This is a genomic window from Romboutsia sp. D33t1_170424_H2 (assembly GCF_015669105.1).
Taxonomy (GTDB): Bacteria; Bacillota; Clostridia; order Peptostreptococcales; family Peptostreptococcaceae; genus Romboutsia_C; species Romboutsia_C hominis.
In genome coordinates, this window is sequence record NZ_JADOZQ010000003.1 from 56,561 (window position 1) to 74,000 (window position 17,440).

The 17,440-nt window shown below is 28.3% G+C and carries 19 protein-coding genes; 3 read left to right on the top strand and 16 right to left on the bottom strand.

The genetic code is table 11. The annotated features are described in order from the left end of the window. Window positions 1–16: 16 nt before the first annotated feature. The 4 genes from I4U66_RS05015 to I4U66_RS14925 form a co-directional block, all read right to left on the bottom strand. Complete coding sequence (locus I4U66_RS05015; RefSeq protein ID WP_195928557.1) at window positions 17–481, bottom strand: methylated-DNA--[protein]-cysteine S-methyltransferase; 465 nt, start codon at window positions 479–481, stop codon at window positions 17–19. A gap of 137 nt (window positions 482–618) precedes the next feature. Next, the gene (locus I4U66_RS05020) at window positions 619–1,179 is read right to left on the bottom strand and encodes a DUF4269 domain-containing protein (protein ID WP_195928558.1); all 561 of its coding nucleotides are present in this window, start codon (window positions 1,177–1,179) and stop codon (window positions 619–621) included. Window positions 1,180–1,262: 83 nt separating this feature from the next. After that, window positions 1,263–1,529: an aminotransferase class V-fold PLP-dependent enzyme gene (locus tag I4U66_RS14920; protein WP_334298730.1), complete on the bottom strand. Its 267-nt coding sequence runs from the start codon at window positions 1,527–1,529 to the stop codon at window positions 1,263–1,265. 142 nt (window positions 1,530–1,671) lie between these two features. Continuing rightward, window positions 1,672–1,947 carry an aminotransferase class V-fold PLP-dependent enzyme gene (locus I4U66_RS14925; RefSeq protein ID WP_330617295.1) on the bottom strand — a complete coding sequence of 92 codons (276 nt, stop codon included), beginning with the start codon at window positions 1,945–1,947 and terminating at the stop codon, window positions 1,672–1,674. A 200-nt stretch (window positions 1,948–2,147) separates the two neighbouring features. Between I4U66_RS14925 and yedE the strand changes: the two genes are divergently transcribed. The 3 genes from yedE to I4U66_RS05040 are packed head-to-tail and all read left to right on the top strand — an operon-like array spanning window position 2,148 to window position 3,581. Beyond that, the gene (gene yedE, locus I4U66_RS05030) at window positions 2,148–3,236 is read left to right on the top strand and encodes a YedE family putative selenium transporter (RefSeq protein WP_195928559.1); all 1,089 of its coding nucleotides are present in this window, start codon (window positions 2,148–2,150) and stop codon (window positions 3,234–3,236) included. Next, window positions 3,220–3,402: a sulfurtransferase TusA family protein gene (locus I4U66_RS05035; RefSeq protein ID WP_195928560.1), complete on the top strand. Its 183-nt coding sequence runs from the start codon at window positions 3,220–3,222 to the stop codon at window positions 3,400–3,402. Before yedE ends, I4U66_RS05035 begins: the two co-directional genes overlap by 17 nt. A gap of 11 nt (window positions 3,403–3,413) precedes the next feature. Next, the gene (locus I4U66_RS05040; RefSeq protein WP_243278790.1) at window positions 3,414–3,581 is read left to right on the top strand and encodes a hypothetical protein; all 168 of its coding nucleotides are present in this window, start codon (window positions 3,414–3,416) and stop codon (window positions 3,579–3,581) included. Window positions 3,582–3,653: 72 nt separating this feature from the next. Here the strand turns inward: I4U66_RS05040 and I4U66_RS05045 are convergent, their stop codons facing one another. The 12 genes from I4U66_RS05045 to I4U66_RS05100 all read right to left on the bottom strand — a co-directional run bounded on the left by I4U66_RS05045 (window position 3,654) and on the right by I4U66_RS05100 (window position 17,439). Continuing rightward, complete coding sequence (locus I4U66_RS05045; RefSeq protein WP_240276177.1) at window positions 3,654–4,718, bottom strand: 4Fe-4S dicluster domain-containing protein; 1,065 nt, start codon at window positions 4,716–4,718, stop codon at window positions 3,654–3,656. A gap of 103 nt (window positions 4,719–4,821) precedes the next feature. Then, window positions 4,822–6,216, bottom strand: a complete 1,395-nt coding sequence (locus I4U66_RS05050; protein WP_195928561.1) for an MATE family efflux transporter — start codon at window positions 6,214–6,216, stop codon at window positions 4,822–4,824. Window positions 6,217–6,601: 385 nt separating this feature from the next. After that, complete coding sequence (locus I4U66_RS05055; protein WP_092922873.1) at window positions 6,602–6,904, bottom strand: hypothetical protein; 303 nt, start codon at window positions 6,902–6,904, stop codon at window positions 6,602–6,604. Window positions 6,905–7,073: 169 nt separating this feature from the next. Next, window positions 7,074–8,417 (bottom strand): MATE family efflux transporter, encoded by a 1,344-nt coding sequence (locus I4U66_RS05060; RefSeq protein ID WP_195928562.1) that lies wholly within the window; start codon window positions 8,415–8,417, stop codon window positions 7,074–7,076. A 9-nt stretch (window positions 8,418–8,426) separates the two neighbouring features. Beyond that, window positions 8,427–9,212, bottom strand: a complete 786-nt coding sequence (locus I4U66_RS05065; RefSeq protein WP_092922867.1) for an ABC transporter ATP-binding protein — start codon at window positions 9,210–9,212, stop codon at window positions 8,427–8,429. A 47-nt stretch (window positions 9,213–9,259) separates the two neighbouring features. Beyond that, window positions 9,260–10,273, bottom strand: a complete 1,014-nt coding sequence (locus I4U66_RS05070) for a FecCD family ABC transporter permease (protein ID WP_166504805.1) — start codon at window positions 10,271–10,273, stop codon at window positions 9,260–9,262. A 3-nt stretch (window positions 10,274–10,276) separates the two neighbouring features. Beyond that, window positions 10,277–11,290 (bottom strand): FecCD family ABC transporter permease, encoded by a 1,014-nt coding sequence (locus tag I4U66_RS05075; RefSeq protein ID WP_195928563.1) that lies wholly within the window; start codon window positions 11,288–11,290, stop codon window positions 10,277–10,279. A gap of 154 nt (window positions 11,291–11,444) precedes the next feature. Further along, a complete protein-coding gene (locus tag I4U66_RS05080) occupies window positions 11,445–12,389 on the bottom strand; it encodes an iron-hydroxamate ABC transporter substrate-binding protein (protein ID WP_092922857.1) in 945 nt (314 codons plus the stop codon). 246 nt (window positions 12,390–12,635) lie between these two features. Beyond that, window positions 12,636–13,562 (bottom strand): chemotaxis protein, encoded by a 927-nt coding sequence (locus tag I4U66_RS05085; RefSeq protein ID WP_092922854.1) that lies wholly within the window; start codon window positions 13,560–13,562, stop codon window positions 12,636–12,638. A gap of 156 nt (window positions 13,563–13,718) precedes the next feature. Next, on the bottom strand, window positions 13,719–15,002 hold the full coding sequence (locus I4U66_RS05090) for a hypothetical protein (RefSeq protein WP_195928564.1): 1,284 nt from the start codon (window positions 15,000–15,002) through the stop codon (window positions 13,719–13,721). A 186-nt stretch (window positions 15,003–15,188) separates the two neighbouring features. Then, window positions 15,189–16,319 (bottom strand): ABC transporter permease, encoded by a 1,131-nt coding sequence (locus I4U66_RS05095; protein WP_092922848.1) that lies wholly within the window; start codon window positions 16,317–16,319, stop codon window positions 15,189–15,191. A 1-nt stretch (window position 16,320) separates the two neighbouring features. Further along, entirely contained in the window at window positions 16,321–17,439 is a 1,119-nt protein-coding gene (locus I4U66_RS05100) for an ABC transporter permease (protein WP_092922845.1), read from the bottom strand. Window position 17,440: the final 1 nt, after the last annotated feature.

Here is a 17,440-nt window from a genome sequence, read left to right on the forward strand (position 1 = left end):
GTTAATATACTTCTATTTAATTATTATTTTCCATATCCAATAATTGTTTTTTTATATCTAACCCCGCAGCATAACCAACTAAACTTCCATCAGCACCTATAATTCTATGGCATGGAATTATTATTAATATAGGATTTTTATTATTTGCCATTCCCACTGCTCTAGCTGCTGTTGGCTTACCTATTTTTTGAGCTAATTCTTTATAACTATATGTTTTGCCATATGGTACATCTTTAAGTTCATTCCATACTAGCTTTTGAAATTCTGTACCGTTAAGAGAAAGTGGTACATTAAATTCTATTCTTTGTCCTAATAAGTATTCCTGAAGTTGCTTTGCTGTTTCTTTAATTAAGGGTGTTTCTTCAATATTCATATCTTCTGATGATAGTTTCTCTGCTAGATAAAGATCTGTTATTCCTTTTCCATCTTCAGCAATTCCTATCTTTCCAAACTTTGTTTCATAATAAAAAATATTTTTCATATAAACACCTCATTTGTTAATTTGCATATGTTATTTCATAATCTAATATACAATACTTTATATAATATTTATATAATAAAAAAGTTACTATACTAAAAATAAGCATAATAACTTCTTTATATTTTTCTATATTAATATTATTTTAAATTTTTTAAATCATCATCATAGTATTCTTCTAATTCTAGTAAACTTTCATATGGATTACCTTTTAATCCTAGTTGTTTAGCAAAAGCTGGCTCTGTTTTTAATCCCCTCTTTTTTAAAGCTATTATCTTATTTTTAAAATCTTTTCCTAAAATCTCTATCAATCTAGCTTCTATCACCATATGTCTATATCCGTTGGTTTTCTCTGAATGATTTTTGCTCGCATATATCTCTATTTCTATATCATCCACATAAAAGTTACATACTATTATATTTTCTATACTATTTTCTATTACTTTAAATCCTTTTCTTATTTCAAATTCATTGACTAATACTTCTTTAAAAGTAACGAAGTTTTCTACTTCACATACAATATCTAGATCACTACTTTCTATGTTTATTTGTATTGGAATAGTTCCTATCAGTATTGGGTTGTAATCCTTGAGTACTTCAAATATATTTATTCTTTTAAGTATTTCATAACTTTTTCTTTGAGTATTATTCCCCTCTTTTAGGTATGATATATCCTTCCAGTTTATGTCCTTTATTTTCATATCTTCCCCTTATTCAGATCTTTAAATATAAATTGATTTTAAAATGATTATCCATTTTCTTAAAGTATATTATAAAACATGAATTATTTATTTATCCATATATTTTTCACACAATCAATAATATAATCTATTTCTTTTTCTGTGTTAAAGTACACAAAACTAAATCTAACTGTACCATTAGGAAAAGTTCCTAGTGTTTTATGAGCAGAAGGTGCACAATGAAGACCGCTTCTAGTTGATATACCGTAATTTTTATCTAACATATAACATACTATCCCATTATCAATTTCTTTAAAATCAAGAGAAACTACCGAAGTTCTATTTTTAGTATCAAGCTTTCCAACTAACAAACTTTTATCTATTCCTTTTATTCCACCTACAAATCTTTTAGTTTGATTTCGCCTAAAAAGTTACAATTAACTTTTGTAATCGTTATGTCATTTAAAGAATTCAACGGTCTCATAACTGCATTGTGCTCCATAGAAGAAACTATTACATTGTCACCTTTTTTAGTAAGCCTTTAAGTACCATATTTAAGCTAGTTGTAATATTAGGTGTGAAAACAACATTTTTAGGTTTATCAAAATTGAATAATTCACATATTAATTCTCTAGTTTCATATAGAACATTTTCCGCTTCATAGGATGATGAATATGCACCTCTATTTACATTACAACCTACATTATTTATATAATCTAGCATAGTTCCACCCTTTAATGTTGTCTTTGGATATGATGTTGCTCCATTATCACAATGTATCTTATCCATTTTTCCCCCTAATTAAATATATCTTAAGTTTAATATATCATTCATTTTTATTACTGCTATACTGTTTTTATCTATCTTTACATGAGTATTTTAGAATTTTTCTATACTACATTTTTACCTAATTATCTACAAAATGGCTATGTTATACTTTGCGTGGAAAAGTATTTTGTATCTAACAATTTCATATGGGGGTATTTTTAATGAAGGAAAAAAGAAACATCATTATCGGTGGAGCTATAATTGGAATTATATCTGTTTTATCCGTACTTTATGGAAATCCAAAGAATATGGGAATATGTGTAGCTTGCTTTATTAGGGATATTGCAGATTCATTAGGTCTTCACATAACTGAAATAGTTCAATATATAAGACCTGAAATTATAGGAATGGTGCTGTGTTCTTTTATTTTAGCACTTGGTAGTCGTGAATTTAAGTCTCGTGGTGGCTCTTCTCCATTTATAAGATTTTATCTAGGATTTATAGTAATGATAGGAGCATTAATGTTCTTAGGTTGTCCTACTAGAATGGTGCTTAGACTTGCAGGTGGAGATTTAAATGCTTTATTTGGTATAGGTGGTTTTGTAGTAGGTATACTTATTGGTATAGTTTGCTTGCGAAAAGGATTCTCTCTCAAAAGAAGTTACAAACAAATTAAATTAGAAGGATTTTTATTCCCAGCTATAAATATTGTATTATTCATTATGCTAATATCATCTTCTGCTTTATTATTATTCTCAAAAGAAGGTCCTGGTTCTCAGCATGCTCCAGCTTTTATAGCTTTAACAATAGGGCTAGCCGTTGGAGTTATATGTCAAAAAACTAGATTGTGTATGGTTGGTGGATTTAGAGATTTAATATTGTTTAAAGATTATTATTTTTTATTAGGATTTTTAGCTATGCTAGTAGCTGCTTTTATAGGGAATTTAACTTTTGGATTCTTCACTCCTGGATTTACTGATCAGCCAGTAGCCCATACAGATGGTTTATGGAATTTTTTAGGTATGGTATTAGCAGAATGGGGTTCTGTATTATTAGGTGGTTGTCCTATGAGACAATTAATTTTATCTGGCGAGGGAAATATTGACTCTGTAATAACTATATTTGGTATGCTTGTTGGAGCAGCTTTTTGTCACAACTTCCAATTAGCATCTTCTTCAAAAGGACCTACATCTAATAGTCAAATAGCTGTGATTGTATGCTTTTTTATACTTGGTATCATTTCATATTACAGTTGCAAGGCTGATAAAGATATAAAAAATAAATTAAAAGTAGATGTTAGTATTGGCTAAAAAAATAGATGCTAGAGGATATTCTTGTCTTCAACCTGTACTCATGGCTAAGAAGGGTTTAGAAGAAAATCCTCAAGGTGTAGAAGTTTTGGTAGATAATAATGCTGCTTGTCAAAATATAAAAAGTTTACTCATTCTTGCGCTATTAAATTTTCTAGATTTTTAACTAAAAGTGGTATGGAAAATGAGTCTTCTCCAGTTCCCAGAAATTTAAGCTCTAACTGTGGTATTGGAGTTAGCTTTTCTTATACAGATGACATAAATAAACTTTATATAAAAGATATAGAAAAAATTTATTTTATAGATTGTAATGAGTACTCTTTGTATAAGGATTTTGATGATTAAATAAATTTATAAAAGCTGTAGATAAGTTTGTTTAATACAACTTTACCTACAGCTTATTTTAATTCAATATGTTTACCTTAACCAATCAGGATTTCCTGGAACGAAAGGTCTTTTACCAAACTTTTCTTTATATTCATCAAGAGCCTTTTTTATAAGTTCTTGATTATCTTTAAAAGTATTTACTTCCTTTATAGTTTCTAACTCTTGTGCAAATGGACATACTGATATACACATCCCACAATCTGTCCCCATATACAACCATTTTATGTAACAAGATTCTTGCTCTATTACCCAAGAATCTTTATCTGGCTTATTGGATAAAGATTGCGAAGGACAAAAATGTGCACACTTGTTGCACAATTTACAGAAGTCATCTAGCCCAAAATCTATTTGCTCATCTACATCTAATTCTAAATCTGTAGTTACCACTCCAAGTCTTATTCTTGAGCCATAATCTTTAGTAGTTAAAATAGTATTTCTTCCTATCTGTCCAAGTCCAGCATCTTTTGCCACCCTAACTGGCATCAATAAATAATTCGAGTCCATATGATTTCTAGCTTCATAGCCTAGGTTTCTTATGTAATAACTAAGTACCATCCCAACTATAGATGCATCTACATAGCACTTACTAGTTTCTATAACTTCTGCTATCATAGGTCCTCTATTTATCATATCTTTATCCATCTCTACTGCAAATACTATTCCATATTTGTGATGATTAGTTATTTCTTCACCATAATTTTCTTCATGTCTTCCTCTATGAGTATAATAATGATAGTCTTTTAATTCTGTTATCCCTACTAATTTAGCTCCATACTGTTTTGCAAACCCCTTTATTTTCTTAGTTATTATTTTTTTATTTACTTTTACCTTTTCTGGTTTAGGTTTGTTTTCACATAAGTGCTTTATGTCTGATAAAAATTCAAATGCAGACAAAGCCATTGGTGAATTTGTTGGATTATACGTCATACTTTCCTCACTGCATAGATAAGGTCTAGTTCTTATGCTATCATCTATATCCTTTTTTTCAGGATTTCTCGAGTAGTAATCTACATAAGCCTCACTACCCTTTTCATAATTTGATCTAGCAAACATTGTATCTCTTTCATCAACTCTATTCATTATTTTACTTGTCATCCCCTTTGACTTAGTGTTAGTAGATAATATATTCGACTAAATCTCCTATAATCCTTTATACAAAAAAGATACTACATAATTTATTGTAGTATCTTTTTATATATTAATTGTTAACACAAGCCTCTAGATTTTTATTATCTTTTTCTTTATAATCAATATCTCTAATCCACTTTTTGCTAAATAATCTAAACACACACCAAATTCCCTTTAAAATCTCATCTGATTTTAATACAATAAGAACTATTCCTGGAGGTAATTCTAAAACAATCCCAGCTACATATCCTAGTGGAATAGATATAATCCATAAAAATAATACATCCGCAATCATTAAAAACTTAGTATCTCCACCAGCTCTAAGTACCCCTTTTGTAAGAAGTGTTGCGACAGACATAAATACTACTAAAACTGACGTTGAGTTCATTAATTGATAGGCAATAGATTTAGTATAATCTGATATATTATAAAAATCTATTACAATGTATTTAAGGCTAAATATAACTATTCCAGAGCATGACCCTAATATAATAGCCATAGCCAAGAACGTAACAGCTCTTTTATATGCTGATTCATAATCTCCTTTACCTATAGTATTTCCTGTAATAACTCCACTTGCATTAGATACACCCATTAAAAATACATTAGTAAACTGTAGGACAACAGCAGATATACTGTTAGCCGCCACCATGTCTGAACCCATTCTACCCATTATTACAGATACCATGTTAAGACCAAGAGCAAGTATAAGATCACTTACTAAAACAGGTCCACCTATTTTTATATAACTTTTAAGTAGCTCTTTATCTAAAGTAAGTAAATACTTTAATTTGAAGTTAAGTTTTTTATCTACCTTAAATAAGTAAGTAACTACCACTGTAAATTCTATAATTCTAGCTATAAGAGTAGCTATTGCTGCTCCTTGTATTCCAAGTTCTGGTGCGCCTAATTTACCAAATATTAAAACCCAATTTAGAAAAATATTAAATCCAAAAGATGTTAAAGATGCAAATAAAGCAACTTTAACTGACCCTACTGTTCTAAACAAAATATTTACTGTAGTAGATATTCCTTGGAATATAAATGATAATGATATTATCTTAAGGTACATTACTCCTTGATCTGCCACAGGTAATTCACTAGTATATATAGACATTATTTTATCTGGCATAAACTGTGATAAACTTAAGAAAATTATAGCAAAAGCTATACTAGCTCTTATCAATATTGATAATACTTTGTTAATGGAATTTATATCCTTCTTGCCCCAAAATTGACCAGATAATACACCTGCTCCTCCACCTAGTCCAAAGTTAATAATTAAAAATATAAAACAAAATTGATTCGCTAAGGATGCTGCTGATAGTGTTATCTCCCCAAAAGAGCCTAACATCATAGTATCTGTCATACTTACACCAACATTTATAAGTCCCTGCATAGCTATCGGTATGCTAATTTTTAGTACATCTTTATAAAAAGATTTTTCTTTCACAAAAACACTCATATTTTCTTTCCTCCTTATGTTAATAACTTATTTATGATATAAAAAGCTGGATAAGTTGCAAGCTTAAAGCTCACTTCTTATCCAGCATATAATCTTAATTTATAAGCACATTTTAATTATTAGCTTGATTATTCTATTATATTATATAATATTTTATTTGTAAATTATTCAAACTTAAAACAATATCACAATTATATAAAATTCCTTTTGCTAAAAATATAATTTAACTTGTCCATAGTTATTATTTTTAGAGTGAGATTTTAGATCTTTCTGATTTTGAATAAAAATAAAAGAAGATATTATCATAAGACTATGATAGCATCTTCTTTTACCTTTAATACTTTTAGATTAAATTTTATTCATTACCTAACTAAACGTTATATTATTAAAAATACATCTTATCGCTATCTTTATAACAGTAATATGTCTTTTCTTTTGTTTCTATACGTAAAGAATCATCATATACTACTATCTCATCTATAGCACTGTCTTCTACTTCACATACAGTAGTATTTTTACATTCTCCAAAACTTAGATATCCTTTATCTTCTTTAGGCTCATATCTAAATTTTATATTAGCCTCTTTTATATTCATTTCTTCACCATTTACTTTGCTGCTTACTTTTATATCTGTATATTCATTTGTAAGAAGTAAATTTTGTATTTTGTAAGTTAATTTATCAGTCATAATCTTATGCCTATTTCTAAGTACATTTAATACTTAAAATCCTTTCATTATATTTATATGTTTAATATAACAAATTTAATTGACATTAACAATTAGGCACTTTTTTGTAACTACCATTTTATTGTAGTTATAAAAACACCCTATCAAATATTGATATGGGTGTTTACTTTTAAATGTTTTTTACTTTTTTAAATTCTTTTAATAAAAATATACCTACTATAATCATAGCAATTATATCTGCTATCGGTTGTGATGACCATACTCCATTTAATCCGTATATTCTAGGTACTACAAGTATAACAGGTATCAATATTATTACTTGCCTTAATAAGCTTAGGAACATAGATATCTTTGCACTACCAATTGATTGGAAATATACTGCTCCTAAAATGGTAATAGCTGTTATTGGCAATGTAAATGTATAAATACTTATTCCATTCATAGCTAATTCAGTAAGTTTACTATCTTTTGTAAATATACTAATAAATAACTCTGGGAATAGTCTAATAAGTATAAAACCAAAAGTTAATATTATTGTTGCTACTATCATAGCTATTAACAATGTCTTTTTAGTACGGTCATATTGCTTAGCTCCATAATTATATGCAATTATAGTTTGCATTCCTTGGCTTAGCCCAAATACAGGCATTAAAAATATCAAGTATATAGATGTTATGGTTGTCATAGCTCCTATTGCTAAGTCTCCACCATATGTTTTTAGTACTCTATTTGTTACTAGATGTATAGAACCTGATGCTAGTTCCATAAAAAATGGAGTTAATGCTATTAATATAATAGCTTTTAAAAGTCTTTTTTCTAACCTAGTATTTTTAATTTTTAACTTAAGATTTGATTTCCCTAATGTAAAGTAATAAGTTGACCATATAAATACTAAAAGTTGACACATTATAGTTCCTATAGCTGCACCCTTTATTCCCATATCAAATCCAAATATAAATATGGGATCTAGTATTAGATTAAGAATACAGCTTATTATCATCATCGTAGCAGCTAACTTAGGTCTACCTTCTGCTCTTATTGCGCTGTTAAGTGCAAACCCTGGCAAATTAAACCATGCACCAAAGAATATTACACTCATATAATCTCTTGCATATTTAATAGTATCAATACTAGCTCCAAACATATAAAGTATATCATCTAAAAAGAATGCTCCTATTATCATTATTGCTATAGCAACAACTATTTCTAAAGCAAATGTATTTCCTAATATTCTTTCAGCTTCTTCTTTATTACCTTCACCGAGCTTTATAGATATATTAGTACTTCCTCCAATAGCAATTCCTACACAAAATGCTCCTAGTATTGTAAATAAAGGCATTGTCACTCCAAGTCCAGATATAGCAAGTGCTCCTACATCCTTAATAGAACCTATAAAAGCTCTATCTACTGTATTATATAAAGATGTTACCATCATTGCTAATATAGCAGGTACTGAATACTTAAGTAGTAACCTTCCTATTTTATCTTCTTTTAAAGCTTGTTGACTTTCCATAAATTACTCCTATACCACCATGTCATAAGTTATACATACTGGTTTTTGAGTTCTAGGATCTTCAACAATCTCAGCATCTATATTAAATAACTCTTTAAGATTTTCCTTTGTCATAACCTCATGTGCACTACCTTGACATGCTATTTTACCCTTTTTAACACCTATCATATAGTCTGCAAACCTAGCTGCATTGTTAAGTTCATGTATTACCATAACAATAGTTGTTCCCTGTTTTCTGTTTAATTCTTCTAATAACTTTAATACTTCTAATTGGTGAGCTAAGTCTAAATATGTTGTTGGCTCATCAAGTATAAGTATATCTGTTTGTTGAGCTAGTGCCATGGCAATCCAAGCTCTTTGTCTTTGACCTCCAGATAAGGCTTCCATCGGTCTATCTCTAAATTCCTCTATTCCCGTTGATTTTAATGCCCATGTAACTATATCATTGTCTTCTTTTTTTAATTTACCAAATCCCTTTTGATGAGGAAATCTTCCATAAGCTATTAACTCCTCTACAGTAAGGCCACTTGGAGCCTGAGGACTTTGTGGAAGAACTGCCATAGTTTTTGCTAATTCTTTTGGACTTTGTTCCTTTATATTTTTATCATTTATATATATGTCACCACTTTTAGGTTGTATAATTCTAGCTATAGTTTTTAATATAGTTGATTTTCCACATCCATTAGACCCTATTATCGTAGTTATTTTTCCTTTTGGTATGTCTAAATTTAAATCTTTTACTATATCTAAATTTCCATATGAAATATTTAAATCTTTAGTATTTATACAGTTCATTTTTATCTCCTTTGGTTAATTATTTCGATTATTTAAAATGAAATTATTTATTCTGATAGCATCAGATAAATAAAGTATGGAACACCTATTATTGCTACTACTATTCCTACAGGGATTTCCATAGGTGCTATTAAATTTCTAGCTATAGTGTCAGACACTAGTAAAATTAAACTTCCCACAAGTGCAGCTGTAGGAATTAACTTTTTATGCTTAGGCCCAACTAATTTTCTAGCTATATGCGGTGCAACTAATCCTAAAAAGCCTATACTTCCTGCTACAGAAGTCGCTACACCTGCTAATATTACAGCATATATTATTAATCTTCTTCTCTCTTTTTCAACCTCTATACCTAACCCTGTTGCCACTTCATCTCCTAAATTTAGTACATCTAAATATCTAGATTTATATATTGTAAGCAAAGTAAATATTAATATAAAAGGTAAAACTGCTAATACATATTTCCAGCTTGCTCCCCATATACTTCCTGAAGTCCACGCCATTACTCTATTAAATTCTTGTGTTGTAAATCTTAATTGGAATATTGTAAGCAATGATGTAAATGCTACATTTATACCTATACCTATTAACAATAATCTAGATGAATTTATTCCGTTTTTCCATGCAAGTATATAAATTAAAAATGCTCCAAATATAGCCCCTGATAATGCAACTATTGGCATTGTAAATATAGTCATATTACTTATACCATCATATACATTTCCATTCATAATATAAATGTATATAACAACGAATAATGCAGCTCCTGAATTTATTCCTAGTATTCCTGAGTCTGCCAAATCATTCTTAGTAACACCTTGTAAAATAGTACCTGCTATTGCCAAAGCTGTTCCAACTAGAATTCCAATCACTATTCTAGGTAATCGTAGTTTAAATATAGCAATTTCATGACTTTTAGATCCTTGTCCTACTAAAGTTTTTATAACATCTAATGGCTCTATAGACAGCGATCCCATATTTAAACTAACTAAAAATGTAGCAAATATTAATACCATTAAAATGCCTATAATCATAATAAATTTTTTATTCTTTTTTATATTCATAATCTATTTTGTATCCTTTCTAACAAGGTATATAAACATAGGAACTCCTAATAATGCTGTTAAAGAACCTATCGGTGTTTCATAAGGAGGATTAATCATTCTAGCCATAATATCACTATATACAAGTAAAACTGAACCTAATATCATTGAACTAGGTATTATATATTTATAGTCCGCTCCTACTACTCTTTTAGCAATTTGAGGAACTATTAATCCTACAAATACTATATTTCCAGCCACAGAAACAGATGCTCCAGTTAAAAATATTACTATTATTAAACTCACAAACCTAACTGCATTTGTTCTTTGTCCCAATCCTATGGCAACTTCTTCTCCTAAACTTAAAATAGTTATCTTAGGTGCCATAAACATAGCCCCTATAAATGCAGTTCCTCCTACTATAGCTAGTAGTTTAACACCTTCCCACTTAGCACTAACTAGTCCTCCAGAAATCCAAAAGCTTAGCTGTTGAGATAAGTTGAAGTACATTGAGATTCCCATAGCTAATGATATAAGTAAAGTACCTAATGCAGTTCCTGCAAGAGCAAGCTTTACTGGATCTACTTTCCTTGCCGACCTTGAGCTTATAAAATAAACTAAAAGTCCACTTATACTAGCTCCTAAAAATGCAAATATCATCAACCCAAAACTTCCTATAACTAAATTTTTATATACCCTTTGTAATACAAAAGCTACTGCTATCATAAACGTAGCTCCTTGTGTTATACCCATTACAGATGGTTCTGCAATAGGGTTTCTAGTTATACCTTGCATTATAGCTCCAGCTACTGCTAAGAATCCTCCAACAAGAGCTGCACAAATAGCTCTTGGTATCCTAACATCTCTAACTATCTTAATACTTACATCATTACTATTTGTAAATATGCTATGTATTATTGTTTGAAAATCTATATCTTTCGCTCCTAGTGAAATAGACATAACTATTCCAGCTATAAGCAATATTATTCCTATAAGCATAAATGAATAAGCTAAAGTTTTTTTGCTTAATTTTTTCATAGTTCCTCCTTAGATTAAATTTAACTGAAATACTCTTTTAAATATACCCATAAAATTTAATTGTAATTATTTTTTAATTGAAATTAATTCTCTATAAATTAAATAGTAGGTGACAAAAGTTATATCCTTTTACCACCTACTTTATATACTTATATTATTTTACAACTTCATCTTTTATTGATTGTAATAATAATTCTCTTCCTATTGGATTGTATGCTTGACTAAAGTATGGACTTGCATCAAGTATTGTTACGTTACCTTCTTTTACAGCTCTAATTTCTGGCCATACTGTACTTTTTTCTAAATCGGCTTTATCTGAATCTGTAGCTATAACTATTATATGGTCTGCATCTATCTCTGTTAAACCTTCCATAGTAACAGTTGGTAAAGTTATTCCATCTTGCTTAGGCATATTAGCAGGTTGAGGTAATCCCATATCATCTTTTAATATTGTCCCTATACCACCTTCAGTAAATACCATAAATTGACCTTGACTAGCTAATACTGTTAAGTATGTTTTGTCCCCATTAGCTTTCTTTATTTCATCACCTAATTTTTTAGCTTTTGTATAGTAGCTATCTAACCATTTTTGAGCTTCTTCTTCTTGTCCAAATAACTTAGCTACATCTTTAAGTTTAGCTTCCCAATCATTTGCTTCATCTTTTAGCATAACTACTGGAGCTACTTCTTTTAATTGATCATATATCTTTTCTTGTCTTGGTGCCATTATTATTAAATCTGGATTAGATGCTAATATTGCTTCTATATCCATAGTATCCATCATTGAGTGACCAACTACTTTTGACTTTCCTAACTTATCCTCTACGTATGATGGAACTTTATCTGTTTCATATGAATCTACATTTGCTGTAGCTACTGGAGTGTGACCTAGTAAAACTAGCTCCTCACTACTTCCAGATATATCAACTATTCTTTTAGGATCTGCTGGTATTTCTACCTCCCCTTTTACTGATTGTACTACTCTTGTTTCTTCTTTTTTATTACTATCTTCATTGTTACTGTTTCCCGAACAACCAGTAACAATTCCAAGAGTAGCTATTGTTACACCTAATACTACTAATGATTTTAATCTTTTCATGTCATTCCTCCGTGTTGTTATTTATGTAATTATTATCATTATTTTTTGTTATTAATAATTATTATCATTTGATTTATATAATTATTATATCATCTAATTTTTTATAGTCAATATATTTTTATTTTATAAATTTTTTTATATATTTTAAAATAAATAAAAAAATATTATCATACGCTTATGATAATATTTTCTTATATTTGATATATTTAAAATGTATTTTACTTAACCCTATTTAATTTTTCCTTATTATTTTTCTGTTAATCTATCTATAATGCTAACAAGATTAACTATTTCTGGCTTAGTTATCTGTTCATCCGCTCCAAGTGCCTGACCTTTAATACGTATTTCTTCACTTATTAAAGATGAGAATAGTATTAGTGGAATATCTTTTAAAACACTGTCTTCTTTAACAAGTTTTGTTAGCCTATGACCATCCATTAGAGGCATTTCAATATCTGATACTATACAAGAAACATGATTTTCAATTGGGTCACCACAAGTTTTTACTTCTAATAAATAATCCCATGCTTCTTGTCCATTATCTGCCTTAACTGTGTTTTTATAGCCTGCTTTGTGTAAACACTCGATTATAAGTTTTGAAAGTAACATTGAATCTTCTACTATTAAAATAGTTTTATCATTACATTTACGATCGCCTAACTTTTCTATAGCTTCAAATTGAATACTTGATTCCGGACTAATTTCTGCAATTATTTTTTCAAAATCTAATATAGTTATAAGTCTATCCTTGTATTCTGCAATACCTGTTGCTGCGCCTTCATCTCCACCATATATAACTCTATCAGGTTTTTTTATATCTTTCCAAGAAACTCTATCAATCCCAACTACTGAATTTACACGGAATGCAAAGTTTAACTTGTTAAAATGAGTAACGATAAATATATCATGTCCTATATCTTTTGGCTTAGGAAGATTTAAATATTTTCCAAGGTCTATAACCGTGATAATCTCATCTCTTGGCTTAAATACACCTTCTACAACGTCATGTGAATTTGGCATTTTCTTTACTTCTTGAGCCATTAAAATTTCACGTACTTTTGCTACATTTATACCAAATACTTCACCTGAAATTGTAAACTCCATAATCTCAAGTTCATTAGTGCCAGACTCTAAAAGTATTTTCGTTTGGCTTGTATTTTCTGAAAGTCCCATTATAATCCTCCAATTTTCTCTACTAACTATTTTGATGTATATATATTCTATATACGTCTTTTATGTATAAATCTATAGGATTATTAATCATCTATTGTAACTAAACTCTTGTAACGCTATAAATAAAAATACTCTTCTTTAATATGAATAGCATGTTTATAAAAACAGATAAATAATTGTTATTATTGCTATGATAATAAATATGCTTGATAGATTATCTGAAACCGTACCTACATAGAAATATGGATTTATAATAAACTTTAATAACTTACCTTCATCATTTTCTCTTTCTTCTTTATTTATTTCTAATTTGCTATCTTTTATAAATATGGCAGCTTCTTCTATTGCTGCCATATTTATTTTTAATTCACTTTCTGAAATAATGCATTTACTGCTCATATTTTCTATATTCTTAATTTCTTTTGATACTATTTGTTGCCTTTCTTCTTCATTTTTACATAACTTTAATTGTTCCTTTAAGCTATTACTTTTATTTATATATTTTTCTACTTCATGTCTTAACTCTGGGTACTTTTCATTTATAAGATTTTTTTCTTTAGGAGTTAATTTCTCACTTTTAATCATTTTGATAGCTATTATTTCTGACTTTTTAAGTTCTTTTCGAATATTCTTCATGAACTTTTCAACTTCTTCTATTCCTGACATTTTAATTCTAGTTTGTGCTTCAGAAAGTATTCCTTTTTTATTCATTAGTTTTATATTATTTATTGCTTTTGATATTACTTGTTGTTTTTGTTCTTCACTTTTTAAGTTTTTTATCTCATGCTTTAATTCTTTTACTTCTTTTTCAGATTCTTTTGCTACTTGCTTTAAATCTGGATATTTTTCTTTTATAAAGTTTTTTTCGTCAGAATTTAATATCTCTCCTTTAACTATTTTTACTGCTATCATTTCTGCCTTTTTAAGTTCTTTTTGAATATTCTTTATGAACTTTTCAACTTCTTCTATTCCTGACATTTTAATTCTAGTTTGTACCTCAGAAAGTATTCCTTTTTTATTCATTAGTTTTATATTATTTATTGCTTTTGATATTACTTGTTGTTTTTGTTCTTCACTTTTTAAATTTTTTATTTCATGCTTTAATTCTTTTACCTCTTTTGCAGATTCTTCTGCTACTTGCTTTAAATCTGGATATTTTTCTTTTATAAACTTTTTTTCTTCAAAATTTAATGTCTCTCCCTTAACTATTTTTACTGCTATTATTTCTGCCTTTGCTATCTCTCCTTGAATTCGCTTTAATAAATTTGCTACTTCTTCTTTTTGAGATTTATTTAATTTAGCAAATTGTTCCTTTGATACTGCCTCTAAATCTATTTTTATTGCTGACTTATCTTGTATTGTCTTAGCTTGATTATTTCTATTTGTTAATACTGCTTTAGATAAATTGCTATATGAATTACTATTTATATTATTAATCACCTTGTCTCCTCTTTAGCATTATATTTATTTTAAGTAAAACTATCTTTTATTATATTTTATTACAAAAATAAAAACCACCTATCCATTATAAACCGTCTTAAATATTAGCTTCAGTTTATTTATGAAAAAGTGGTATCTAATATTAAATAATATAAATAAAAACTTCTCTATTCTTAATGATATTATTTAATAAGTTAATTTATTCTTTCTTTTACGTTCTAATACTAAATATAGCATAATTAATACTAATGATATTGATACTGCTGCTAATAAATCTAACCCTATACTTAAATAACTCCCCTCCATAATAATCTTTTTAAATGCTGAATTTATCCAAGTTAGTGGTAAAATCAGTGAAAAATGTTGAACTGATTCTGGCATAAATTCTATAGGAAGAAATCCACCACTTAATAAGCACATTGGAGTTACTATTACAGAAAGTAGTGTATAATACATTGTTGAATTATTAGATATACTTAAAACTACTAAAGCTACTGCTATCCCTACAATGGATAATGCAAACGATAGTAGCATCATCCATATTAAGTTAATATCAAACTGTGGATTTAGTATATAAAAAGTAGCTACTAAAGTTACACCTTGAAACAACAATAATACAAAGCATCCTAATATGTGTCCTAATGTATATTCTACCTTACTTATCTTAGACATTAAAATTCTCCTGTCTATTTTGAGCTCCCTTTCTTTTAATAATGGTGCTATACATCTTCCTCCTATAATTAAAAATGCCATTTCAAATAAACCAAACATGATTATATAATGGAAAGCATACGATAAATCACTATTTTCATAAGTAAATTTATAGCTATTCTTTTCATATTCTTTATATAATTTTAGGTATTCATCTTTGTTATCTCCAAAAGATTGAATTTGCATAATTCCAGTATTTATAACGCTAAGTATATACTCTTTGTTTCCTGAATTACTTTGAGAAATGACTTCTATTGTTCCTTCTTTATTAGTTTTTATATCTTTATATATATCTTTACTATTTATTATGACTCCAACAGATATATCTCCTTTATCTAAAGTTTCTTTAAGCTCTTTTACACTACTAACTTTAAAAAAACTACCTACTTTATCTGGTGGCAATAAACCATCTACTATTTCACTATTGTCTTTTGTATATATCCCTACATTAAAACTATTATTTGAATCTTCTAGAGATGAGTCTACTTTATCAACCAACACGCTAACAAGTATATTAATAGCTATTGGAAATATTAATACTAACCAAAACCACCCTTTCATAGTACCTTTTAAATTATGCTTTAATATAATCATGATATTTTTCATATTATTTCACCACTTTTCTACTTAAAATTAGTATTGATATAGCCATTAACACAATAGATGCTATAATTCCAACACCTAATGCAGTATATAAATTTTCACTATAATTTAAAGTTACTAATGAATTAAATTCTTTACTGATCCATACAAATGGATTTAACTTTAATATTGGAATATTTTTTGCAAATTGTTCTATTTTCGGCATAAGTTCGCCTGAAGCTAAAGCCATAACAGTTACAATTATAGAGCAGACATTTTCTCCAACGCTTCTTTTCTTACATATAGATGATGCAAATAGTCCTATACAAACAGAAAGCATACTAAGTACACTTATCAAGGCTATCATTCCTAATAAATTTTGTTTAGTAATATTTACACCATATAAAATGGATATTGCAAGTAACATTATAATTCCTTGACCAAAAATAACTATGAATGAGCCTATTAACTCTAGTGACATAAGTTTAGATATTTTCATTGGAGAGGACTTTGCCCTTTCTCCTATATTTTCTTTTATGTAAAAGGTATTTTTAAAAGAACAAGCACTTACTGCAAGGATTGCCATTTGAAGCATGACTACACTGAAGTATTTACCATAATCTATATCTTCTGCTATTAAGTTTTTGTTTCCTTCACTTTTGTATTCTGATACCTTTACTAAATTATTACTTATACTAGGTACTTCACCTTCTTTGGCCACTGATTCGTATACAGACATTAAATTAAAAAATTCTTTTGTAATCCCTTCAATAACTTCTTCACCCATACTAAGTTTTTTGCTTCCTTCAAACTTTATATTCCTATTTTTATCATCTATAATTACAGTTAAATTACTCTTATTTACTTCTTCAATATTTTTATCAAGTTCTTCTTTGTTATAGATTTTATAATCTAAGCTTATCATCTCATTTTCTTTATCAAATTCTTCTAATGCTTTTACATATGATTTGTTTATTTCACTATTTTTGTTTCCTACTATACTTATATCAAGGCTTTCCTTTACACTATCAAAGCTAAAAATTATTGAGAATATATAAGGAAGCATTATAACTAAAAATATAGTACCAATGATTGTATTCTTATCTCTTAAACTTCTTTTTATTGCAGATAGTATTATACTCATT